We start from the raw sequence: 14,694 nt of genomic DNA, 5'->3' as shown, positions 1-14,694 counted from the left end.
TCCGCAGGCTGGTGGAGCATGGGAGACACGCCGCCGGAAGAAGGGTTTCCCACCATGGATCTCGCCGCCCTCGACGCGCTGGTCGATCGGCTGCCGCGCAAGCGGATCGGCTTCTACCCGACGCCCTTCCACCGCCTGGACAATCTGTCGGCCGCCTACGGGGCCGGCTTCTTCCTCAAGCGGGAGGACCTGGCGGGGCCCGGCACCATCAGCGGGAGCAAGACCCGCCTGGCCGAGTTCGTCATCGGCCAGGCCCTGGCGGAAGGCGTCACGCACATCATCACGCAGGGCGTCTACCTGACGAACTCCGGGATGCAGTTCGCCGCGGCCTGCCGGGCCGCCGGGCTCACGCCGATCCTCTTCCTCACCCGGGACGAGGGACGCCACGGGGAGCTCGCGGAGTATCGCGGGAACCTGCTGCTGAGCAAGATCATGGATGTGGAGACGCACTACCTGCCCACCCGGGGCGGCGCCTACTGGGACACGCCCGACGAGCAGCGGCGCATCGTCGACGCGATGAACGCCCGCCAGGCCGAGCTCGCGGCGCAGGGGCACAGGGCGCTGATCGTGCCCACCGGCGGGGCCCACCCCTACGGCTTCGTGGCGCACACGCTGACCTTCACGGAGATGATCCAGCAGGCCGGGGCGTCCGGGGTCCGGCTCGACTACCTCTACCACACCGCGGGCACGGGCACGGCGCTGCCGGGGCTGATCGCGGCGAAGCTGATGACGGGGAGCCCGGTCGTCATCCGCTCCATCGCGATCTGCGACTACCGGCCCGGGAACTGGATCAACGTCGAGGTGATCGTCGACCGCGTGAAGCACATCCTCAAGCTGCTCGAAGTCCCGGTCCCCGCCGACGAGGTCATCCGCGCCGAGATCGACGTCGACGAGCGGTTCATCGGCGAGGACTACGCGGTGCCCTCCCCGGAGGGGGTGGCCGCCATCAAGGAGCTCGCCAGGTCGGACGGGGTGTTCATCGGCCCCGTCTACACGGGCAAGGGCTTCGCGGGGCTCCTCGACCACGTGCGCTCGGGGCGGGTCGAACCGGGCCGGAACGTGGCCTTCCTGCACACCGGGGACACCGCCAACCTGTTCGAGATCCCGCAGGTCGTCGGCGACGTGGCCGGTGCCCGGTCCCTGTGAGTCCCGTGGGGGTCAGGAGCGCGGCGACAGGCGGAAGACGCGCAGCTCTCGGCCGGAGCGCTCGGTATAGCCCTGGTACAGCGGCCAGAAGCGGGTGAGCGCCTGCCAGGCCTGCTCGCGGTCGGCCCCGGCCAGCAGGGCGGCCGTGACGGGGATGACGCGCCCGCGGAAGGTCACGGTGGCCTGCGGGGTCTTGAGCAGGTTGCCGCTCCAGGCGGGGTGGTGCTCCCTGCCGAAGTTGCTGCCGACCACGAGGAACGTGCCGCCGTCCTCGGGCAGGCAGGCCAGCGGGCTCTCGCGGGGCTGCCCGGACTTGCTGCCGGTCGTGGTGAGCAGCAGGTGGGGGATCATCTGGTCCCCCATGAGCACGCGGCCGCCGGTCACCCGGTTGACGAAACGATCAAGAGGCGGCACGATCTTGGGCGCGACCCGGGCGAAGCCCCTCGTGCCGGCGAGCCACTGGAAGAACGGGCGCAGCGCGCTGCTGACGCGTGCCATGAACCCGCCACTGGACTGCTGCTGCTCGACCACGGTGACCTCGCGTCCTCGTTGCGCCGCCGACGGGGGCCAAGAATACTTCCCAACCAAGCGATTGGTCTACTCGGCCCCGCCGTCGGTGCGGGCCGGCCGGTCGATCCGGTAGACGTAGTGGGCGGGCCCGTGGATCGGGTTGTCGGGCTCGAGCTCGCCTTCGGCCACCCGGCGCAGCCCGGCCTTCTCCAGCGCCCGCCACGACGCGCGGTTGGCCGCCGAGACGGGGACCAGCACGCAGGACGCGCCGGGGATCTCCGCCCAGGTCCGCTCGATCACCGCGCGGATCATCGCCGGCCCCAGCCCCCGGCCGACCTGGGCGGGATCGCCGATCAGGTAGTCGATGCTCACCGCGCCGCCGGGCACCGGGGTGACCCCCTCCAGCTCTGCCACGTAGGCGGGGTAGTCCGCGTACCGCGACCGCTGGACCAGGCCGAACGGCCGGCCGTCGAGGAACACCAGCAGATCCTCCGATGGCTCCTCCCCGCGGGCGGCGGGGCCGAAGTCGCGAGTCACCGCCTCCATCGAGGTCTCGTGATTCCACCACAGCGCCACGTGCGGCTGCTCCAGCCACGTACGCAGCAGGGGGAAGTCCTCCTGGCCGAGCCGACGCCATGTGATCATCAGAACGCTCCGGGGGTGTGCTGCCGGCGGTATTGACGCGCTCCTCGGGCTGAAGCCTGAGAATTCTGGCCTGTGCCGCTGTTCACGCAGCGGCGCTTCCACGGCTTCCTGCTTCGTCGGCCTGCGCCACCGCGAACGGTGGTCTTACCTGACCTCCACAGGCGTTTAGCCTCTCCGCCCGTCCGGCGGCGAGGATGTTGATCGCGGCGTTGACATCCCGGTCGTGCTGCGCGCCGCAGGCGCAGGTCCATGCACGCACGTGCAGCGGCATGGACTCGGCCACAGCTCCGCAGCCCGAGCACAGTTTCGAGCTCGGGAAGAACCGGCCCACCTTCGCGAAGATTCGCCCGTACAGCTTCGCCTTGTACTCCAGCATGGTCACGAACGCCGACCATCCGGCATCATGCACGCTCTTGGCCAGCCTCGTGCGGGCGAGCCCCTTGACCGCCAGGTCCTCCACATACACCGCTTGGTTCTCGCGGATCAGCGTGGTGGACAACTGGTGGTGGAACTCGCGCCGTGCATCGGCGGCCTTCGTGTGCTGCCGTGCCACCCGCAGCCGGGCCTTGGCCCGATTCTGTGATCCCTTCTGCTTGCGCGACAACGCCCGCTGGAGCTTCTTGAGTTTCTTCTCCGCGCGGCGCAGAAACTTCGGCGAATCAATCTTCCGGCCGTCCGACAGGACCGCGAAGTGGCCCAGGCCCAGGTCGATCCCGGTCTCTGCGTCTGCCTCAGGCAGGACGGCCTCGTCCATGCTGACCACGAACGAGGCGAAGTATCGCCCGGCGGTGTCCTTGATGACCGTCACGCTCGACGGCTGCGACGGCAGATCTCGCGACCAGCGGACCGAGATATCCCCGATCTTCGGCAGCCGCAGCTTCCCACCTGAGGTGATGGCGAAGCGGGCGTTCTTGGTGAACCGGATCGCCTGCCGGTTGTCCCTGCGGGACCGGAACCGGGGAGGGGCGATCTTCGGCCCTTTCCGCTTGCCGGTGAGCGAGGCGAAGAAGTTACGGAATCCCATGGTGCAGTCCGCCAGGGCCTGCTGCACCACCACGGCGGAGACCTCACCCAGCCACGCCCGCTCCGGACGCCGCTTGGCTTCGGTGATGACTCGGCGCGACAGTTCGCCGTCAGTGATGAACGGCAGGCCCTGATCACGAGCCTGGTTCCGCAGCTCGAGCGCGTCGTTGAACACGACGCGAGCGCACCCGAACGCTTTGGCCAGTTCGATCCGCTGACCGGGGGTTGGGGCAATCCGGAAGGAGTACCGCAGGTGCACTCGATCACCCTGCAGTTGGTTTATGGGCGAGCACGGCGATATCAGGACCGGCAGGCACTGTGTTTTCATGTTGCATGCTCATTTGGTTTTCGTGACCAAGTTCCGGCATCGCGTCTTCACCGACGCGCATCTGACCCGGCTGGAGGAGATCATGCGGTCGGTGTGCGCAGACTTCGAGACCGGCCTGGCCGAGTTCAACGGTGAAGACGACCACGTCCACCTGCTGGTGAACTTCCCGCCCAAGGTGGCCCTGTCCAAGCTGGTCAACAGTCTCAAGGGGGTGTCCTCGCGCCGGATGCGGCAGGAGTTCCCGGAGTTGGCGGCCCACTACTACCAGGGGAGCAAGCTGTGGTCGGGCTCCTACTTCGCCGGATCAGTCGGTGGCGCCCCGATCAGTGTCCTGCGTCAGTACATCGAGCAGCAGAATCGTCCGCTCTGACCCGGGTCGACGCCGGCGCGCCGCGGCTTCAGTCGAGCCGAAGGTACGTCGGCGCCGCCGCCGTGAAGGCGAACTCGGCATCCGTCACGATGCTGACGCTAACAAAGCCTTGCAACCGTCAGCATCTTAATTAAATAGGGGTGGGCAACTCCCCGAACGGGTTCTACCTTGGCGGCCGTGGAGGCATGCACAGGCAGGACCGGGCGGCGGCCGGGGACCTCGACCACCAGGACAGAGATCGTCTCGGCGGCGGCCAGGGCCTTCAGCGCCCGCGGCTACGAGGCCACCAGCATGCGCCAGGTGGCCGCGAACGCCGGCGTGGACCCGGCGCTCGTCCGCCGGTTCTTCGGCGGCAAGGAGCAGCTGTTCAGCGCGGTCGTGACGGCGGCGTTCCAGCCCGAGCGGGCCGTGGTCACGCTCCTGGACGGGCCGCGCGGGTCACTCGGGGAGCGGCTGGCCGGATACGTCCTCGGCCTGCTGGGCGCGGTCGACCAGCCGGGCCCGGTGCTGGGCCTGGTGCGCTCGGCCGCCACGAGTGCGCACGCGGCGGCCCTGATCAGGAAGTTCCTCGCGAACGGCCTGCTCGGCGAGGTCACCGGGAAGCTCGGCGTGGACCGTCCCGAGCTGCGCGCGGGGCTCGCGGCCAGCCAGCTCGTGGGGCTGGTCATCACCCGCTACGCCGTACGGGTGGACGCGCTGGCCGCGTCCGGGGCCGACGAGCTCATCGCGTGGGTGGCACCGACGCTCCAGCGCTACCTCACCGGCCCCGCCCCGTGATCGCGGCTCAGCCGTCCCGGCCCATCGCGGCGGGCCCCGCGGCTCACCCACCCGGGCCCATCGCAGTGGCCCCGCGGCTCAGCCGTCCGGGCTCATCGGGGTGACGCCGAGGGCGAGGAGCAGGTAGTGACGCTGGCGCAGGGTGAGGTCCCCGATGCTGGCGCCGTTGCCGATCCTGCCCCTCCGCAGCACGCGGGTGATCTCGGTGGCGCTACGCCCCGGCAGCGCCCGCAGCACCGTCTCCACGTCGGCGCCGATGGTGGCCAGGTCGGTGCGCGACAGCAGGGCCTCCAGGCCGAGCCGCCCGGCCGCGACGGCCGTGCGCAACTCGCCGGCCGTCATCGGCTCCGGCCCGGTCGACGGCTTGGGCCGGGGCGAGGGCGTACGCGGCTGCGGGGCGGGCGGCCTGCCCGCCAGGCGGGCGGCCGCGACGGGTACGGCCGGAGCGGGCAGTTCGTCGACCAGCATGGTCTGGGCGATGACGAGCAGCCCGCCCACGGCCAGCACGCCCGTGGCCACCACGACGACCTGGCGGCGCGCCAGCCGGCCGCTGGCGCGGGCCATCTGCAGCCCGACCAGCGCGGTACGCAGCAGCACGCCGGTGAGCACGCCCAGCAGGATCGGCACGCTCTGCGGCGGCAGCGGCGCCACGCTGGCCAGCAGGACCCCGGCCGCCGGGCTGAGGCAGGCCAGCGCCAGCCAGGGCGCCAGCGGTTTGCGGGCCAGGTCGAGCATGGCCGTCAGGGCCAGCCCTTCACCGGCCGAGTGGATCATGAGCGCGGCCACGACGATGACCGAGGCGGCCAGCACCAGGGTGGCGCCCTCGATCATGCGGTGCAGGCTCAGTGCGACGGCGGTGCCCACTCCCCCGTACACGGCGGCGCTGACGGCCTGCTCGACCCGCCTGTGCATGCCGGGCGCGTGCCGGGGGCGCCGCCCCACCTCGTGCGGGTGCGCGCACCCATGGCGGGTGAAGTGCGTGATGACGGCGTACCCGAACAGCCCGGCCAGCGCCACCAGCCACACCGGAACGTGCGTCGCGACGGCCTCCCGCCAGGCGTCGGGCATTACGTCGGTCAGGGCGGTGATGAGCATGAGCGCCGAGGCGACGGCCAGCCAGACGCTGATCCGGTCGGCCTTGCGCTGCGCCAGGTGTGCACCGGCCAGCGTGGACAGCGCCACCAGGCCCACGGCGGCCCACACCGTCCAGACCGGCATGACGGCGCCCATGGCCGCGTCGTTCACCGGCGACTGCGGTACTGACCCCCCGAGCGGCAAGAACATGAGACGGCCTTTCTGGCGAGAGTGCGGAGATCGATCACTGGGCCGCGAAGGGGCTGGTGTGCGCTACGTGGGCGGGCGTCGCGACGTCCTCCAGGACCGTGCGCAGCCGGCCCAGCTGGGTGTGCAGGCTGTCCTGCAGTCGCCGGCCGTGGTCGGTGAGAACCGTGTCGAGCTGGTTCAGCTGCTCCTCGATGGCCTCCTGGTAGGCCAGGCGGGCGGTCCGGGTCAGCGCCTCGGCCGCCGCGGCGGCGTCGAGCCTCAGCCGCTCGGCCTCGGCGCTGGCCTCGGCCATGATCTGGCGCGCCTCCTGCCGGGCGTTCTCGACGGTCTCGCGCGCCTCCCGCCGGGCGTCCTCGACGGTCTCGCGCGCGCTCTCCTCCGCGGCTGCCAGCGTGTCGGCCGGGGCCGGGACGGCCGCGGCGAGACGTTGCCGCAGGTGGGCGTTGTCCTGCCAGAGCAGGCCGATCGTGGTCTCCACGGTGGACAGGAACGCGTCCACCTCGGCCAGGTCGTAGCCGGCCCGCAACCGGACCACGCTGAAGACCTGGTGGTGCACGGCGGTGGGGGTCAGCAGGGTGAGCTGGCCCGGACCGGCGGCCTGGGCCGAGACGGCGACGAAGCCGTCGCCGTCGGCGGTGTGGCCGTGCGGGATCGGGAGGCCGTAGACGTGGTCTTCGTGCTCGATGTGCATGACGGAGTTTCACCGAACCTTTCACCGTCAGCGCTGGAACGGCCGGGCGCGCCCGCACCGGTCCCGGGGCATGGAGGGGTGCCCCGGATCGGGGGGAACCGGTGCGAAACCTTGACCGTCCAACCAGGCAACTTATACGCACAGTAGTTGACACGTTACCGTGCGATTAAACATGGGCCCAGACGCTCACAGGTAAAGGCCGTCCCGGGCCGCAAGATGTGACCAGGGTCACATCGCCCGCCTGTCCCCCGGCGCCGTCCCCGTCCGTCCTCCCGCCGAGCAACCGGCTACGAGGAAGGTTCAAGGACATGGGCAAGCTGATCGTCATCGAGTTCGTCACCCTCGACCTGGTCGTCGAGGACCCGGACGGGGCCGACGGGACGCCGTGGGGAGGCTGGGCCTTCCGGTACGGGCCCGAGGCGGTGGCCGGCGACAAGTTCGCGCTCGGCGAGGTGCTGGACGCCGGGGTCATGCTGCTGGGCCGCGCCACCTGGCAGCGCTTCTCGCGCATCTGGCCCGGCAGGGACGACGAGTTCTCCCGGAAGATGAACGCCATCCCCAAGCTCGTCGCCTCCCGATCACTGGAAGGAGTCGAGGCGTGGAGCAACTCCGCCCTCCTGCGGGGCGACCTGGTCAAGGAGGCAGCCGAGCGCAAGCGGGAGCGGGATATCGTGGTCGCCGGCAGCGGCAGCGTCGTCGCCGCGCTGGGGGCGCACGACCTGGTCGACCAGTACCGGCTGCTGGTGTTCCCGACCGTGCTCGGCCGGGGCCGCCGCCTGTTCGACCGGCCCCTCGGTCTGGCTCTCGAGTCCGCCGAACGCGTGGGCCCGGCCGTCCGCCTCACCTACGGCCGCGACGCGGCGGCGTGAAGGAGACCACCGTGAAATACGCACTGCTGATCAACGAGCGTCCCGGGGCGTACGACGGGCTGACCCCCGACGAGCGCGCCGCCATCACCGCCGAGTACGTCGAGCTGATGCGGGACGAGCGCATGATCTCGGGCGAGCGGCTCCAGCCGGCGGACACCGCGACCACCGTCCGGCTCCAGGGCGGCCGGACCCTGGTCACCGACGGGCCGTTCGCCGACACCAAGGAGATCTTCGGCGGGTTCTACATCGTCGAGGCCGCCGACCTCGACGACGCGCTGGAGCTGGCCGCCCGCGTCCCGGCCGCCCGCCTCGGCGGATCGGTCGAGGTGCGACCGCTGGTGAAGCGGTAGCCGGTGCTGGAAGAGATCTTCCGCGACCAGTGGGCCCGCGTGTTCGCCGCGCTGGTGAGCTACACCGGCGACGTCGACGTCGCCGAGGAGGCCGCCCAGGAGGCGTTCGCGGTCGCGGCCGAGCGCTGGGCACGCGACGGGGTCCCGGACAACCCCGGGGCCTGGCTCGTGGTGACCGGGCGCCACCGGGCGATCGACCGCCTTCGCAGGGATCGTACCCATGCGGAGAAGCTCCGCCTGCTGGACCGGCCGGAGCCGGAAGAGGAGGTGACGATGGACGGGTCGGCGGTCCCCGACGAACGACTCGAACTGTTCTTCATGTGCTGCCATCCCGCACTGGCGGACGAGGCCCAGGTCGCGCTCACCCTGCGCGCCCTGGGCGGCCTGTCCACCCCGGAGATCGCCCGGGCGTTCCTGGTGAGCGAGGAGACGATGAAGCGGCGGCTCTCCCGGGCGCGCACCAAGATCCGCGCGGCCGGGATCCCGTTCGGGATCCCCCGGGAGCACCTGCTGCCCGCCCGCCTGGAGGCGGTACTCTCCGTGCTCTACCTCATCTTCAACCAGGGGTACGGCGACGGCCGCGCCGACCTGGCCGCCGAGGCCGTCCGGCTGACCCGGGTCCTCGTCGAGCTCGTGCCCGGCGAGCCGGAGGCCGTCGGGCTGCTGGCGCTGATGCTGCTGCACGACTCGCGGCGCGGCGCCCGGGTCCGTGACGGCGAAATCGTCCTGCTGCACGAGCAGGATCGCGGCCTGTGGGACGCGGCCCGGATCGAGGAGGGGCAGGCGCTGCTCGACCGCGCCCTGGCGCTCGGCGCCCGCGGCGCCTACGCGGTGCAGGCGGCCATCGCGGCGCTGCAGACCGAGGAGCGGATCGACTGGCCGGCCGTGGCCGCCCTCTACGACCGGCTGCGCGATCTGACGGGCTCGGCGGTGGTCGAGCTCAACCGCGCGGTGGCGGTGGCCGAGGTGGCGGGGCCGCGGGCGGCGCTGGCGATCGTGGACGCGCTCGATCTCGACGGCTACCGCTACTTCCACTCCACCCGGGCCGAACTGCTGCGCCGCCTGGACGACGCCGCCGGGGCGCGGGCCGCGTACCGGAAGGCGCTCGAACTGACCACCACCGAGGCCGAACGCCGCTTCCTCACCCGCCGCCTCGGCGAGCTCTGACCCCTTGTTCCGGGTTTACTGACCTGTCAGTATCGGCGATGGTCCGAACGATGGGAGTCGCAGCATGCGTGAGCTGAAGCCCGGCCTGGAGCACACCTTCCGGTTCCGCGTGCCGGAGAGCAAGATCGTGGCGGGGCTGTATCCGGAGTCGCCGGAGTTCGCGGTCATGCCGCCCGTCTTCGCCACCGGGTTCCTGGTGGGGTTGATCGAGTGGACGTGTATCCAGGCGGTCGTGCCGTACCTGGACTGGCCGCGCGAGCAGACGGTCGGGACGCACGTCGACCTCAGCCACGAGGCCCCGACGCCGCCCGGCCTGGAGGTGACCTGCCGGGTGCGGCTGACGGAGGTGGAGGGGCGGCGCCTGCGGTTCGAGGTGAGCGCCGACGACGGGGGCGACGTGATCAGCAGGGGCACCCACGAACGCGCCGTCATCGACGCCGCCCGCTTCACCGCCCGCGCCCACTCCAAGACCACCGGCCCCTCGTAACCACCCACGCCCGTCAGGCGACGCGCTCGGCAGGGCGCGCGCCGTACCCTTCCGGAGCCGGGTCGGCGAGAGGCGGTGCGGCGGGGACCGGCGCAACACGGACGGCGCCCGACCCGGCGCGACGGAAGCAAGCGCGTCAGGGGTGAGGGGTCGGGGAGAGGGTGTCGAGGTCGATCAGGAGGTCGGCGCGGGCGCGGGTGGCTCGGATGGCGGTGGCGTTGGGCTCGTCGACCTCGGCGACCCACCGGACGGCCTCGGAGGGGGTCTTGCCGAACTGGACATGCCGCCGGGTGAGGCGGTCCAGGCGGACGCGGTCGTCGACCTCGACGTACCAGACCTCGGTCATCGCCGCCCGCACCCGCCGCCACGCGTCCTCCTCGGCGAGGAGGTAGTTGCCCTCGCTGACCACCACCCGCGCGGCCGGCGGCACCGGGATGGCGCCGGCGATCGGCTGCTCGATCTCGCGGTCGAAGGACGGGGCGTAGACGACGGATCCGGTCTCGGCGCGGATGCGGTGCAGGAGCGCGAGGTACCCGTGGGCGTCGAAGGTGTCCATGGCGCCCTTGCGCCGCAGCCGCCCGAGGCGTTCGAGCTCGACGTCGGCCAGGTGGAACCCGTCCATCGGCACCCACACCGCCGGCAGCCCGGCGGCGGTGAGGCGCTCGGCCAGCCAGCCGGCCAGCGTGGACTTGCCCGCTCCGGGGCAGCCCGCGATGCCCACCACGACGCGGTCACCGGCGGCGGCCAGCGCGCGTACGCGCTCGACCAGGTGCGCGCCGGTCACCGGACGCCTCCGGCAGGCGGGAAGCGGCAGGCGCGGACGCCCGGGAGCGGGGTGGGGGTCACGGCTCTCCTCGGATCAAGGGGGGCGTCCCGGCGTACGGACTGAGCGCGTACGTCTCCAACGAGCTGCCAGCCTATCGACGCCCCGGCGGACGCTATACCCCATACCCGTACAATGTGTCTCCCCTCTACTAAGGAGCATCGTATGGACCACAGTGAGCACCACGAGCACGCGGCCCCGCCCGTGGCCACGTGGGGGATGGCCGCGCAGGCGACCCTGCACTGCCTGACCGGTTGCGCCATCGGCGAGGTGCTGGGCATGGTCATCGGCACCGCCGCCGGCCTGTCCAACCTGACCACCGTGGTGTTGTCGGTCGCTCTGGCGTTCGTGTTCGGCTACGCGCTGACCATGCGGGGCGTGCTGCGGGCCGGTGTCGACTTCCGCACCGCGTTGCGGGTGGCGCTGGCCGCCGACACCATCTCCATCGCGATGATGGAGATCCTGGACAACGGGGTGATGCTGATCGTGCCCGGCGCCATGGACGCCGGCCTGGCGAACTGGCTGTTCTGGGTGGCGCTGGCCGCGTCGCTGCTGGTGGCCTTCGTGCTGACGACGCCGGTGAACAAGTGGCTCATCTCACGGGGCAAGGGCCACGCGGTGACGCACCAGTACCACCACGGCCACTGAGCGTTCACTCGCCGTGCCACGAGCGCCAGAGCATGGCGTACGCGCCGCCGGCCGCGACGAGCTCGTGGTGCGTGCCGAGCTCGGTGAGGCGGCCGTCCTGCATCACCGCCACCCGGTCGGCGTCGTGGGCGGTCTGGAGGCGGTGGGCGATGGCGATGACGGTACGGCCGTCGAGCACGGCGGCCAGGGCGCGCTCGGTGTGGCGGGCGGTTCGCGGGTCCAGGAGCGCGGTGGCCTCGTCGAGGATCAGCGTGTGGGGGTCGGCCAGCACGACGCGGGCCAGGGCCAGCTGCTGGGCCTGCGCGCCGTCCGGCCGGTGGCCCCCGGGGCCGAGATCGGTGCCGAGGCCGTCCGGGAGGTCGTCGATCCAGTCGGCGCCGACGGTGGCCAGGGCCGCGCGCAGCTCGGCGTCGGTGGCGGAAGGGGCGGCGATGCGCAGGTTGTCGCGTACCGTGCCGAGGAAGACGTGGTGCTCCTGGGTGACCAGGACGACGCGTTCGCGCAGGCGGACGGGGTCGAGAGCGGCGACGGGGACGCCGCCCACGGTGACGGTGCCGGCGCGCGGGGCGTCCACGCCCGCCAGGAGCCTGCCCAGCGTGGTCTTGCCCGCGCCCGAGGGCCCGACGATCGCCAGGCGCTCGCCTGGGCGGACGGTCAGGTCCACCCCGTGCAGGACGTCGGGGCCGCCGTCGTAGGCATAGTGCACGCCCGCGGCCTCCAGCCGGTCTCCGTCCGGTACGGGGGCCGGCTGGACCTCCGGAGCCGGCCCCGGGACCAGGGCGAGCCCCTCGACCCTGGCGAACGAGGCGCCGCTGCTCTGCATGCCCTCCAGGTGCAGCAGGATCGTGTCCAGGGGCTGGGAGAGCTGGCGCAGGTAGAGTGCCGCGGCGACGACCGTTCCGAGGGTCATGGAGCCGTTCGCCAGCAGGCCGCCGACCAGCAGCACGCCGGCCACCGGGACGGCGTAGGAGACGTCCACGACGGGGAACAGGACGCTGCGCAGGAACAGGGTCCTGACGCGGGTCCTGCGGCAGTCGCCGATCGCCGCCTGGCAGGCCGTGATGCGGCGGTGTTCGAGGCGGAGGGCCTCGACGGTGCGGGCGCCGGCGGTGGTGGCGGCCAACTGCTCGGCGAGCGCGGAGTTGGCCGTGCCCTCGGCCAGGTACGCCGGGACCGCGCGACGCAGGTACCAGCGGGCGCCGAACCAGATGCCCAGCAGGCCGAGCACCCCGCAGGCGCCCAGCAGCGGGTCGAGCACGAATACCGCGGCCAGGATGAACACCGCCTGGACCGCGGCGATGAGAACGTCGGGACCGGCGTCGCGCAGCGTGGCGCCGACCTGGGCCACGTCGGTGGTCCCGCGGGTGGTCAGGTCGCCGGGGCCGGCCCGCTCGACCACCGAGACGGGCAGGTCGAGGACGCGTTCGGTGAAGCGTTCGCGGACGCGGGCCAGCGTGCGCTCGCCGAACCGGTGGCCGACGTAGCCCGCGTAACGGGACAGGACGAGCTGGACCAGGGCGGCGGCGAGCAGGGCCAGGGCCAGCCGGTCCACGGTGGCGGCCCCGGCGCCGGACTTGACCGCGTCGATGATCCGGCCGAGCAGCCACGGCCCGGCCAGCCCCGCGGCGGCGGCCACGGCGTTGAGGGCGATCGTGGCGGTGAAAGCCCGCCCGTCGAGGCGGATCAGGCGCAGCGCCGCCCGCCGCACCCGGGAGGGCTCGGCGACGGGCAGAGCCCCGGCCGTCGCGCGGGAAGGCTCGGCGAGGTGCGGTGATCCGGTCAACGCGCGGCCCTCTCGGGCGGGAGCTCGGACGCGGTCAACGCGCGGCCCTCTCGGGTGGGGTGATGGGCTCGTCGGCGCGTGAGACCAGGAGCCGGTAGCCAGGATGCTCGCGCAGCAGGTCGCGATGGCCGCCGGCCGCCGCGACGGCGCCGTCCACGAGGTAGTACACGGTGTCCGCCCGGTCCAGCAGGAGCGGCGAGGTCGTGGTGACCACCGTGGCGCGGCCCCTTCGCGCGTCGCGCAGGCGGGCCGCGATGGTCGCCTCGGTGTGGGCGTCCACGGCGGAGGTGGGCTCGGCCGCCAGCAGGATCTCGGGGTCGGCCAGCAGGGCCCGCGCCAGGCGGACGCGCTGGCGCTGCCCGCCGGACAGGTTGCGGCCCTGGGGGTCGACGGCGGAGTCCAGCCCGTCCGGCAGCCCGCGGACGACGTCCTCGGCCATGGCCGTGTAAACCGCCCGGCCGACGGCCTCCTCGCCGGGGTCGTGCCTGCCCGCGAGGACGTCGCGCAGCGTGCCGGCGAACAGGTCGGCCTCGTTGTCGGCCAGCAGGATCCGCTCGCGGACGCGTACCGGGTCGATGGTGTCGAGGCGGATCCCGCCCCAGGTCGCGGCCGACGCGGTGAACCCGGCCAGCCGGTCGAGCACCGCGGCCGAGTCCGCCGGGCGGGCGCCGACCAGCGCGGTCAGCTTCCCCGGCGCGACCTCGACGCCCGAGGCCGGGTCGCGCAGCGCCGCGGGCGACGCAGGCGGGTCCGCGTCCCCGCCGGTGACGTCCGGCTTCAGGGTGAGGAAGTGGATGACCCTGCGGGCGGCCACGAGGCCGCGGCTGAGGCCGTAGCCGCCCTCGACGAAGAACGTGACCGGCACCACCAGCACGCCGGCGTACCCGTACACGGCGACCAGCTCGCCGGTGGTGATGTCGCCCTGCGCGGCCATCCGGGCGGCCAGCCACGTCACGGCGCCGAGGAACACCGTGGGCAGGCCGACCCCCAGGGCGTGGATCCAGCTGGTGACCGCGCCCACCTGGTAGCCCTTCTCCCGGAGCTCCTGGGAGCCGCGCCGGTAGCGCTCGGCGTACACCTCCTTGCCGCCGATGCCGTTCAGGACCCGCAGCCCGCCGGCGATGTCCCCGAACCGGGCCGCGAGCTCGCCCTGCCGCAGCCGGTACGCCGTCTCGGCGCCGCGCAGCCGGCCCAGCAGCGGCCCGAGCAGCACCACCAGCAGCGGCACGCCCAGCAGCACCACCGCGGCGAGCAGCGGCGAGACGGCCAGCAGCAGCCCGGCCACGACGCCGTAGGCGAGCACCGCGCCGACGCCGGGGCCGGTGATGGTCAGCGCGTCGGCGATCATGGCGGCGTCGCCGAACCCGATCGTCACCACCTCACCGGCCGTGAGCCTGCGCGGAAGCGCCGCGCCCAGCCGCGTCGCCTGCAGGACCACGACCTGTACGGAGCGGAAGGCCGCGTCCATCCGGACCCTGGTCATCGTGCGGTGGCGCATGATGGCGAGCCAGGCGTTCAGGGCTCCGACGCCGAGCACGGCGGCGGCCCACCCGGCCAGCGCGGGCTTGTTCCCCGGCGTCAGGCCGTCGTCGATGGCGCGGGACAGGAAGTACGGCGGCAGCGTGAGGCTCACCGTCCAGGCGGAGCCCAGCAAGGCGCCACAGGCGACGCGGCCGAGCTGCCTCGTGACCAGCCACCACAGGTAGCGGCCGGCGCTTCGGCAGTCGGGAGTCCCGGGGTCCACGATCTTCACCCTATTTGACAGGCCGTCGGATCGGTGATGGGGTCCGTGC

The 14,694-nt window shown here is 72.6% G+C and carries 16 protein-coding genes; 8 read left to right on the top strand and 8 right to left on the bottom strand.

Going from position 1 to position 14,694, the window contains the following annotated elements:
• Positions 1-54 precede the first annotated feature (54 nt).
• A complete protein-coding gene (locus tag ABZS69_RS09340; RefSeq protein ID WP_355368961.1) occupies positions 55-1,146 on the top strand; it encodes a pyridoxal-phosphate dependent enzyme in 1,092 nt (363 codons plus the stop codon).
• A gap of 12 nt (positions 1,147-1,158) precedes the next feature.
• On the opposite strand, the gene ABZS69_RS09335 is transcribed toward ABZS69_RS09340, so the two are convergent.
• From ABZS69_RS09335 to ABZS69_RS09325, 3 genes are all read right to left on the bottom strand, one after another.
• On the bottom strand, positions 1,159-1,677 hold the full coding sequence (locus ABZS69_RS09335) for a nitroreductase family deazaflavin-dependent oxidoreductase (protein WP_355368959.1): 519 nt from the start codon (positions 1,675-1,677) through the stop codon (positions 1,159-1,161).
• Between the two features lie 66 nt (positions 1,678-1,743).
• The gene (locus ABZS69_RS09330) at positions 1,744-2,301 is read right to left on the bottom strand and encodes a GNAT family N-acetyltransferase (RefSeq protein WP_355368957.1); all 558 of its coding nucleotides are present in this window, start codon (positions 2,299-2,301) and stop codon (positions 1,744-1,746) included.
• Between the two features lie 82 nt (positions 2,302-2,383).
• Positions 2,384-3,583 carry a transposase gene (locus ABZS69_RS09325; protein WP_355368955.1) on the bottom strand — a complete coding sequence of 400 codons (1,200 nt, stop codon included), beginning with the start codon at positions 3,581-3,583 and terminating at the stop codon, positions 2,384-2,386.
• A 22-nt stretch (positions 3,584-3,605) separates the two neighbouring features.
• Between ABZS69_RS09325 and tnpA the strand changes: the two genes are divergently transcribed.
• Both tnpA and ABZS69_RS09315 read left to right on the top strand, forming a co-directional pair.
• A complete protein-coding gene (gene tnpA / locus ABZS69_RS09320) occupies positions 3,606-4,022 on the top strand; it encodes an IS200/IS605 family transposase (RefSeq protein WP_355368953.1) in 417 nt (138 codons plus the stop codon).
• Between the two features lie 177 nt (positions 4,023-4,199).
• On the top strand, positions 4,200-4,799 hold the full coding sequence (locus ABZS69_RS09315) for a TetR family transcriptional regulator (protein WP_355368951.1): 600 nt from the start codon (positions 4,200-4,202) through the stop codon (positions 4,797-4,799).
• Between the two features lie 78 nt (positions 4,800-4,877).
• Here the strand turns inward: ABZS69_RS09315 and ABZS69_RS09310 are convergent, their stop codons facing one another.
• Positions 4,878-6,044: a hypothetical protein gene (locus tag ABZS69_RS09310; RefSeq protein WP_355368949.1), complete on the bottom strand. Its 1,167-nt coding sequence runs from the start codon at positions 6,042-6,044 to the stop codon at positions 4,878-4,880.
• Between the two features lie 73 nt (positions 6,045-6,117).
• Positions 6,118-6,774 carry a DivIVA domain-containing protein gene (locus ABZS69_RS09305; protein WP_355368947.1) on the bottom strand — a complete coding sequence of 219 codons (657 nt, stop codon included), beginning with the start codon at positions 6,772-6,774 and terminating at the stop codon, positions 6,118-6,120.
• A gap of 308 nt (positions 6,775-7,082) precedes the next feature.
• Between ABZS69_RS09305 and ABZS69_RS09300 the strand changes: the two genes are divergently transcribed.
• From ABZS69_RS09300 to ABZS69_RS09285, 4 genes are all read left to right on the top strand, one after another.
• Entirely contained in the window at positions 7,083-7,643 is a 561-nt protein-coding gene (locus tag ABZS69_RS09300) for a dihydrofolate reductase family protein (RefSeq protein ID WP_355368945.1), read from the top strand.
• 11 nt (positions 7,644-7,654) lie between these two features.
• Positions 7,655-7,993, top strand: coding sequence for a YciI family protein (locus ABZS69_RS09295; protein WP_355368943.1), 339 nt, complete (start codon positions 7,655-7,657; stop codon positions 7,991-7,993).
• Positions 7,994-7,996: 3 nt separating this feature from the next.
• A complete protein-coding gene (locus tag ABZS69_RS09290) occupies positions 7,997-9,160 on the top strand; it encodes a sigma-70 family RNA polymerase sigma factor (RefSeq protein ID WP_355368941.1) in 1,164 nt (387 codons plus the stop codon).
• Between the two features lie 64 nt (positions 9,161-9,224).
• A complete protein-coding gene (locus ABZS69_RS09285) occupies positions 9,225-9,647 on the top strand; it encodes a thioesterase family protein (RefSeq protein WP_355368939.1) in 423 nt (140 codons plus the stop codon).
• Between the two features lie 136 nt (positions 9,648-9,783).
• On the opposite strand, the gene ABZS69_RS09280 is transcribed toward ABZS69_RS09285, so the two are convergent.
• Positions 9,784-10,431 carry a nucleoside/nucleotide kinase family protein gene (locus tag ABZS69_RS09280; RefSeq protein ID WP_355368937.1) on the bottom strand — a complete coding sequence of 216 codons (648 nt, stop codon included), beginning with the start codon at positions 10,429-10,431 and terminating at the stop codon, positions 9,784-9,786.
• A 204-nt stretch (positions 10,432-10,635) separates the two neighbouring features.
• Here ABZS69_RS09280 and ABZS69_RS09275 point away from each other — a divergent pair, with 204 nt between their 5' ends.
• Positions 10,636-11,118 (top strand): DUF4396 domain-containing protein, encoded by a 483-nt coding sequence (locus ABZS69_RS09275; RefSeq protein ID WP_355368935.1) that lies wholly within the window; start codon positions 10,636-10,638, stop codon positions 11,116-11,118.
• A gap of 4 nt (positions 11,119-11,122) precedes the next feature.
• Here the strand turns inward: ABZS69_RS09275 and ABZS69_RS09270 are convergent, their stop codons facing one another.
• Both ABZS69_RS09270 and ABZS69_RS09265 read right to left on the bottom strand, forming a co-directional pair.
• The gene (locus ABZS69_RS09270; protein WP_355368933.1) at positions 11,123-12,901 is read right to left on the bottom strand and encodes an ABC transporter ATP-binding protein; all 1,779 of its coding nucleotides are present in this window, start codon (positions 12,899-12,901) and stop codon (positions 11,123-11,125) included.
• A 34-nt stretch (positions 12,902-12,935) separates the two neighbouring features.
• Positions 12,936-14,645 carry an ABC transporter ATP-binding protein gene (locus ABZS69_RS09265; RefSeq protein ID WP_355368931.1) on the bottom strand — a complete coding sequence of 570 codons (1,710 nt, stop codon included), beginning with the start codon at positions 14,643-14,645 and terminating at the stop codon, positions 12,936-12,938.
• Between the last annotated feature and the right edge of the window lie 49 nt (positions 14,646-14,694).

Origin of the sequence: Nonomuraea sp. NPDC005650 (assembly GCF_040605375.1) — a bacterium.
Taxonomy (GTDB): Bacteria; Actinomycetota; Actinomycetes; order Streptosporangiales; family Streptosporangiaceae; genus Nonomuraea.
Note: the sequence above shows the minus strand (reverse complement) of the source record. Positions and strands in the feature narration are given on the sequence as shown.

What these genes read in the sequence shown, in the direction of transcription:
- ABZS69_RS09340 (WP_355368961.1), top strand. Translation starts at nt 55, where the DNA reads ATGGATCTCGCCGCCCTCGACGCGCTGGTCGATCGGCTGCCGCGCAAG.
- ABZS69_RS09330 (WP_355368957.1), bottom strand. Translation starts at nt 2,301, where the DNA reads ATGATCACATGGCGTCGGCTCGGCCAGGAGGACTTCCCCCTGCTGCGT.
- tnpA (WP_355368953.1), top strand. Translation starts at nt 3,606, where the DNA reads ATGGGCGAGCACGGCGATATCAGGACCGGCAGGCACTGTGTTTTCATG.
- ABZS69_RS09305 (WP_355368947.1), bottom strand. Translation starts at nt 6,774, where the DNA reads ATGCACATCGAGCACGAAGACCACGTCTACGGCCTCCCGATCCCGCAC.
- ABZS69_RS09300 (WP_355368945.1), top strand. Translation starts at nt 7,083, where the DNA reads ATGGGCAAGCTGATCGTCATCGAGTTCGTCACCCTCGACCTGGTCGTC.
- ABZS69_RS09285 (WP_355368939.1), top strand. Translation starts at nt 9,225, where the DNA reads ATGCGTGAGCTGAAGCCCGGCCTGGAGCACACCTTCCGGTTCCGCGTG.
- ABZS69_RS09275 (WP_355368935.1), top strand. Translation starts at nt 10,636, where the DNA reads ATGGACCACAGTGAGCACCACGAGCACGCGGCCCCGCCCGTGGCCACG.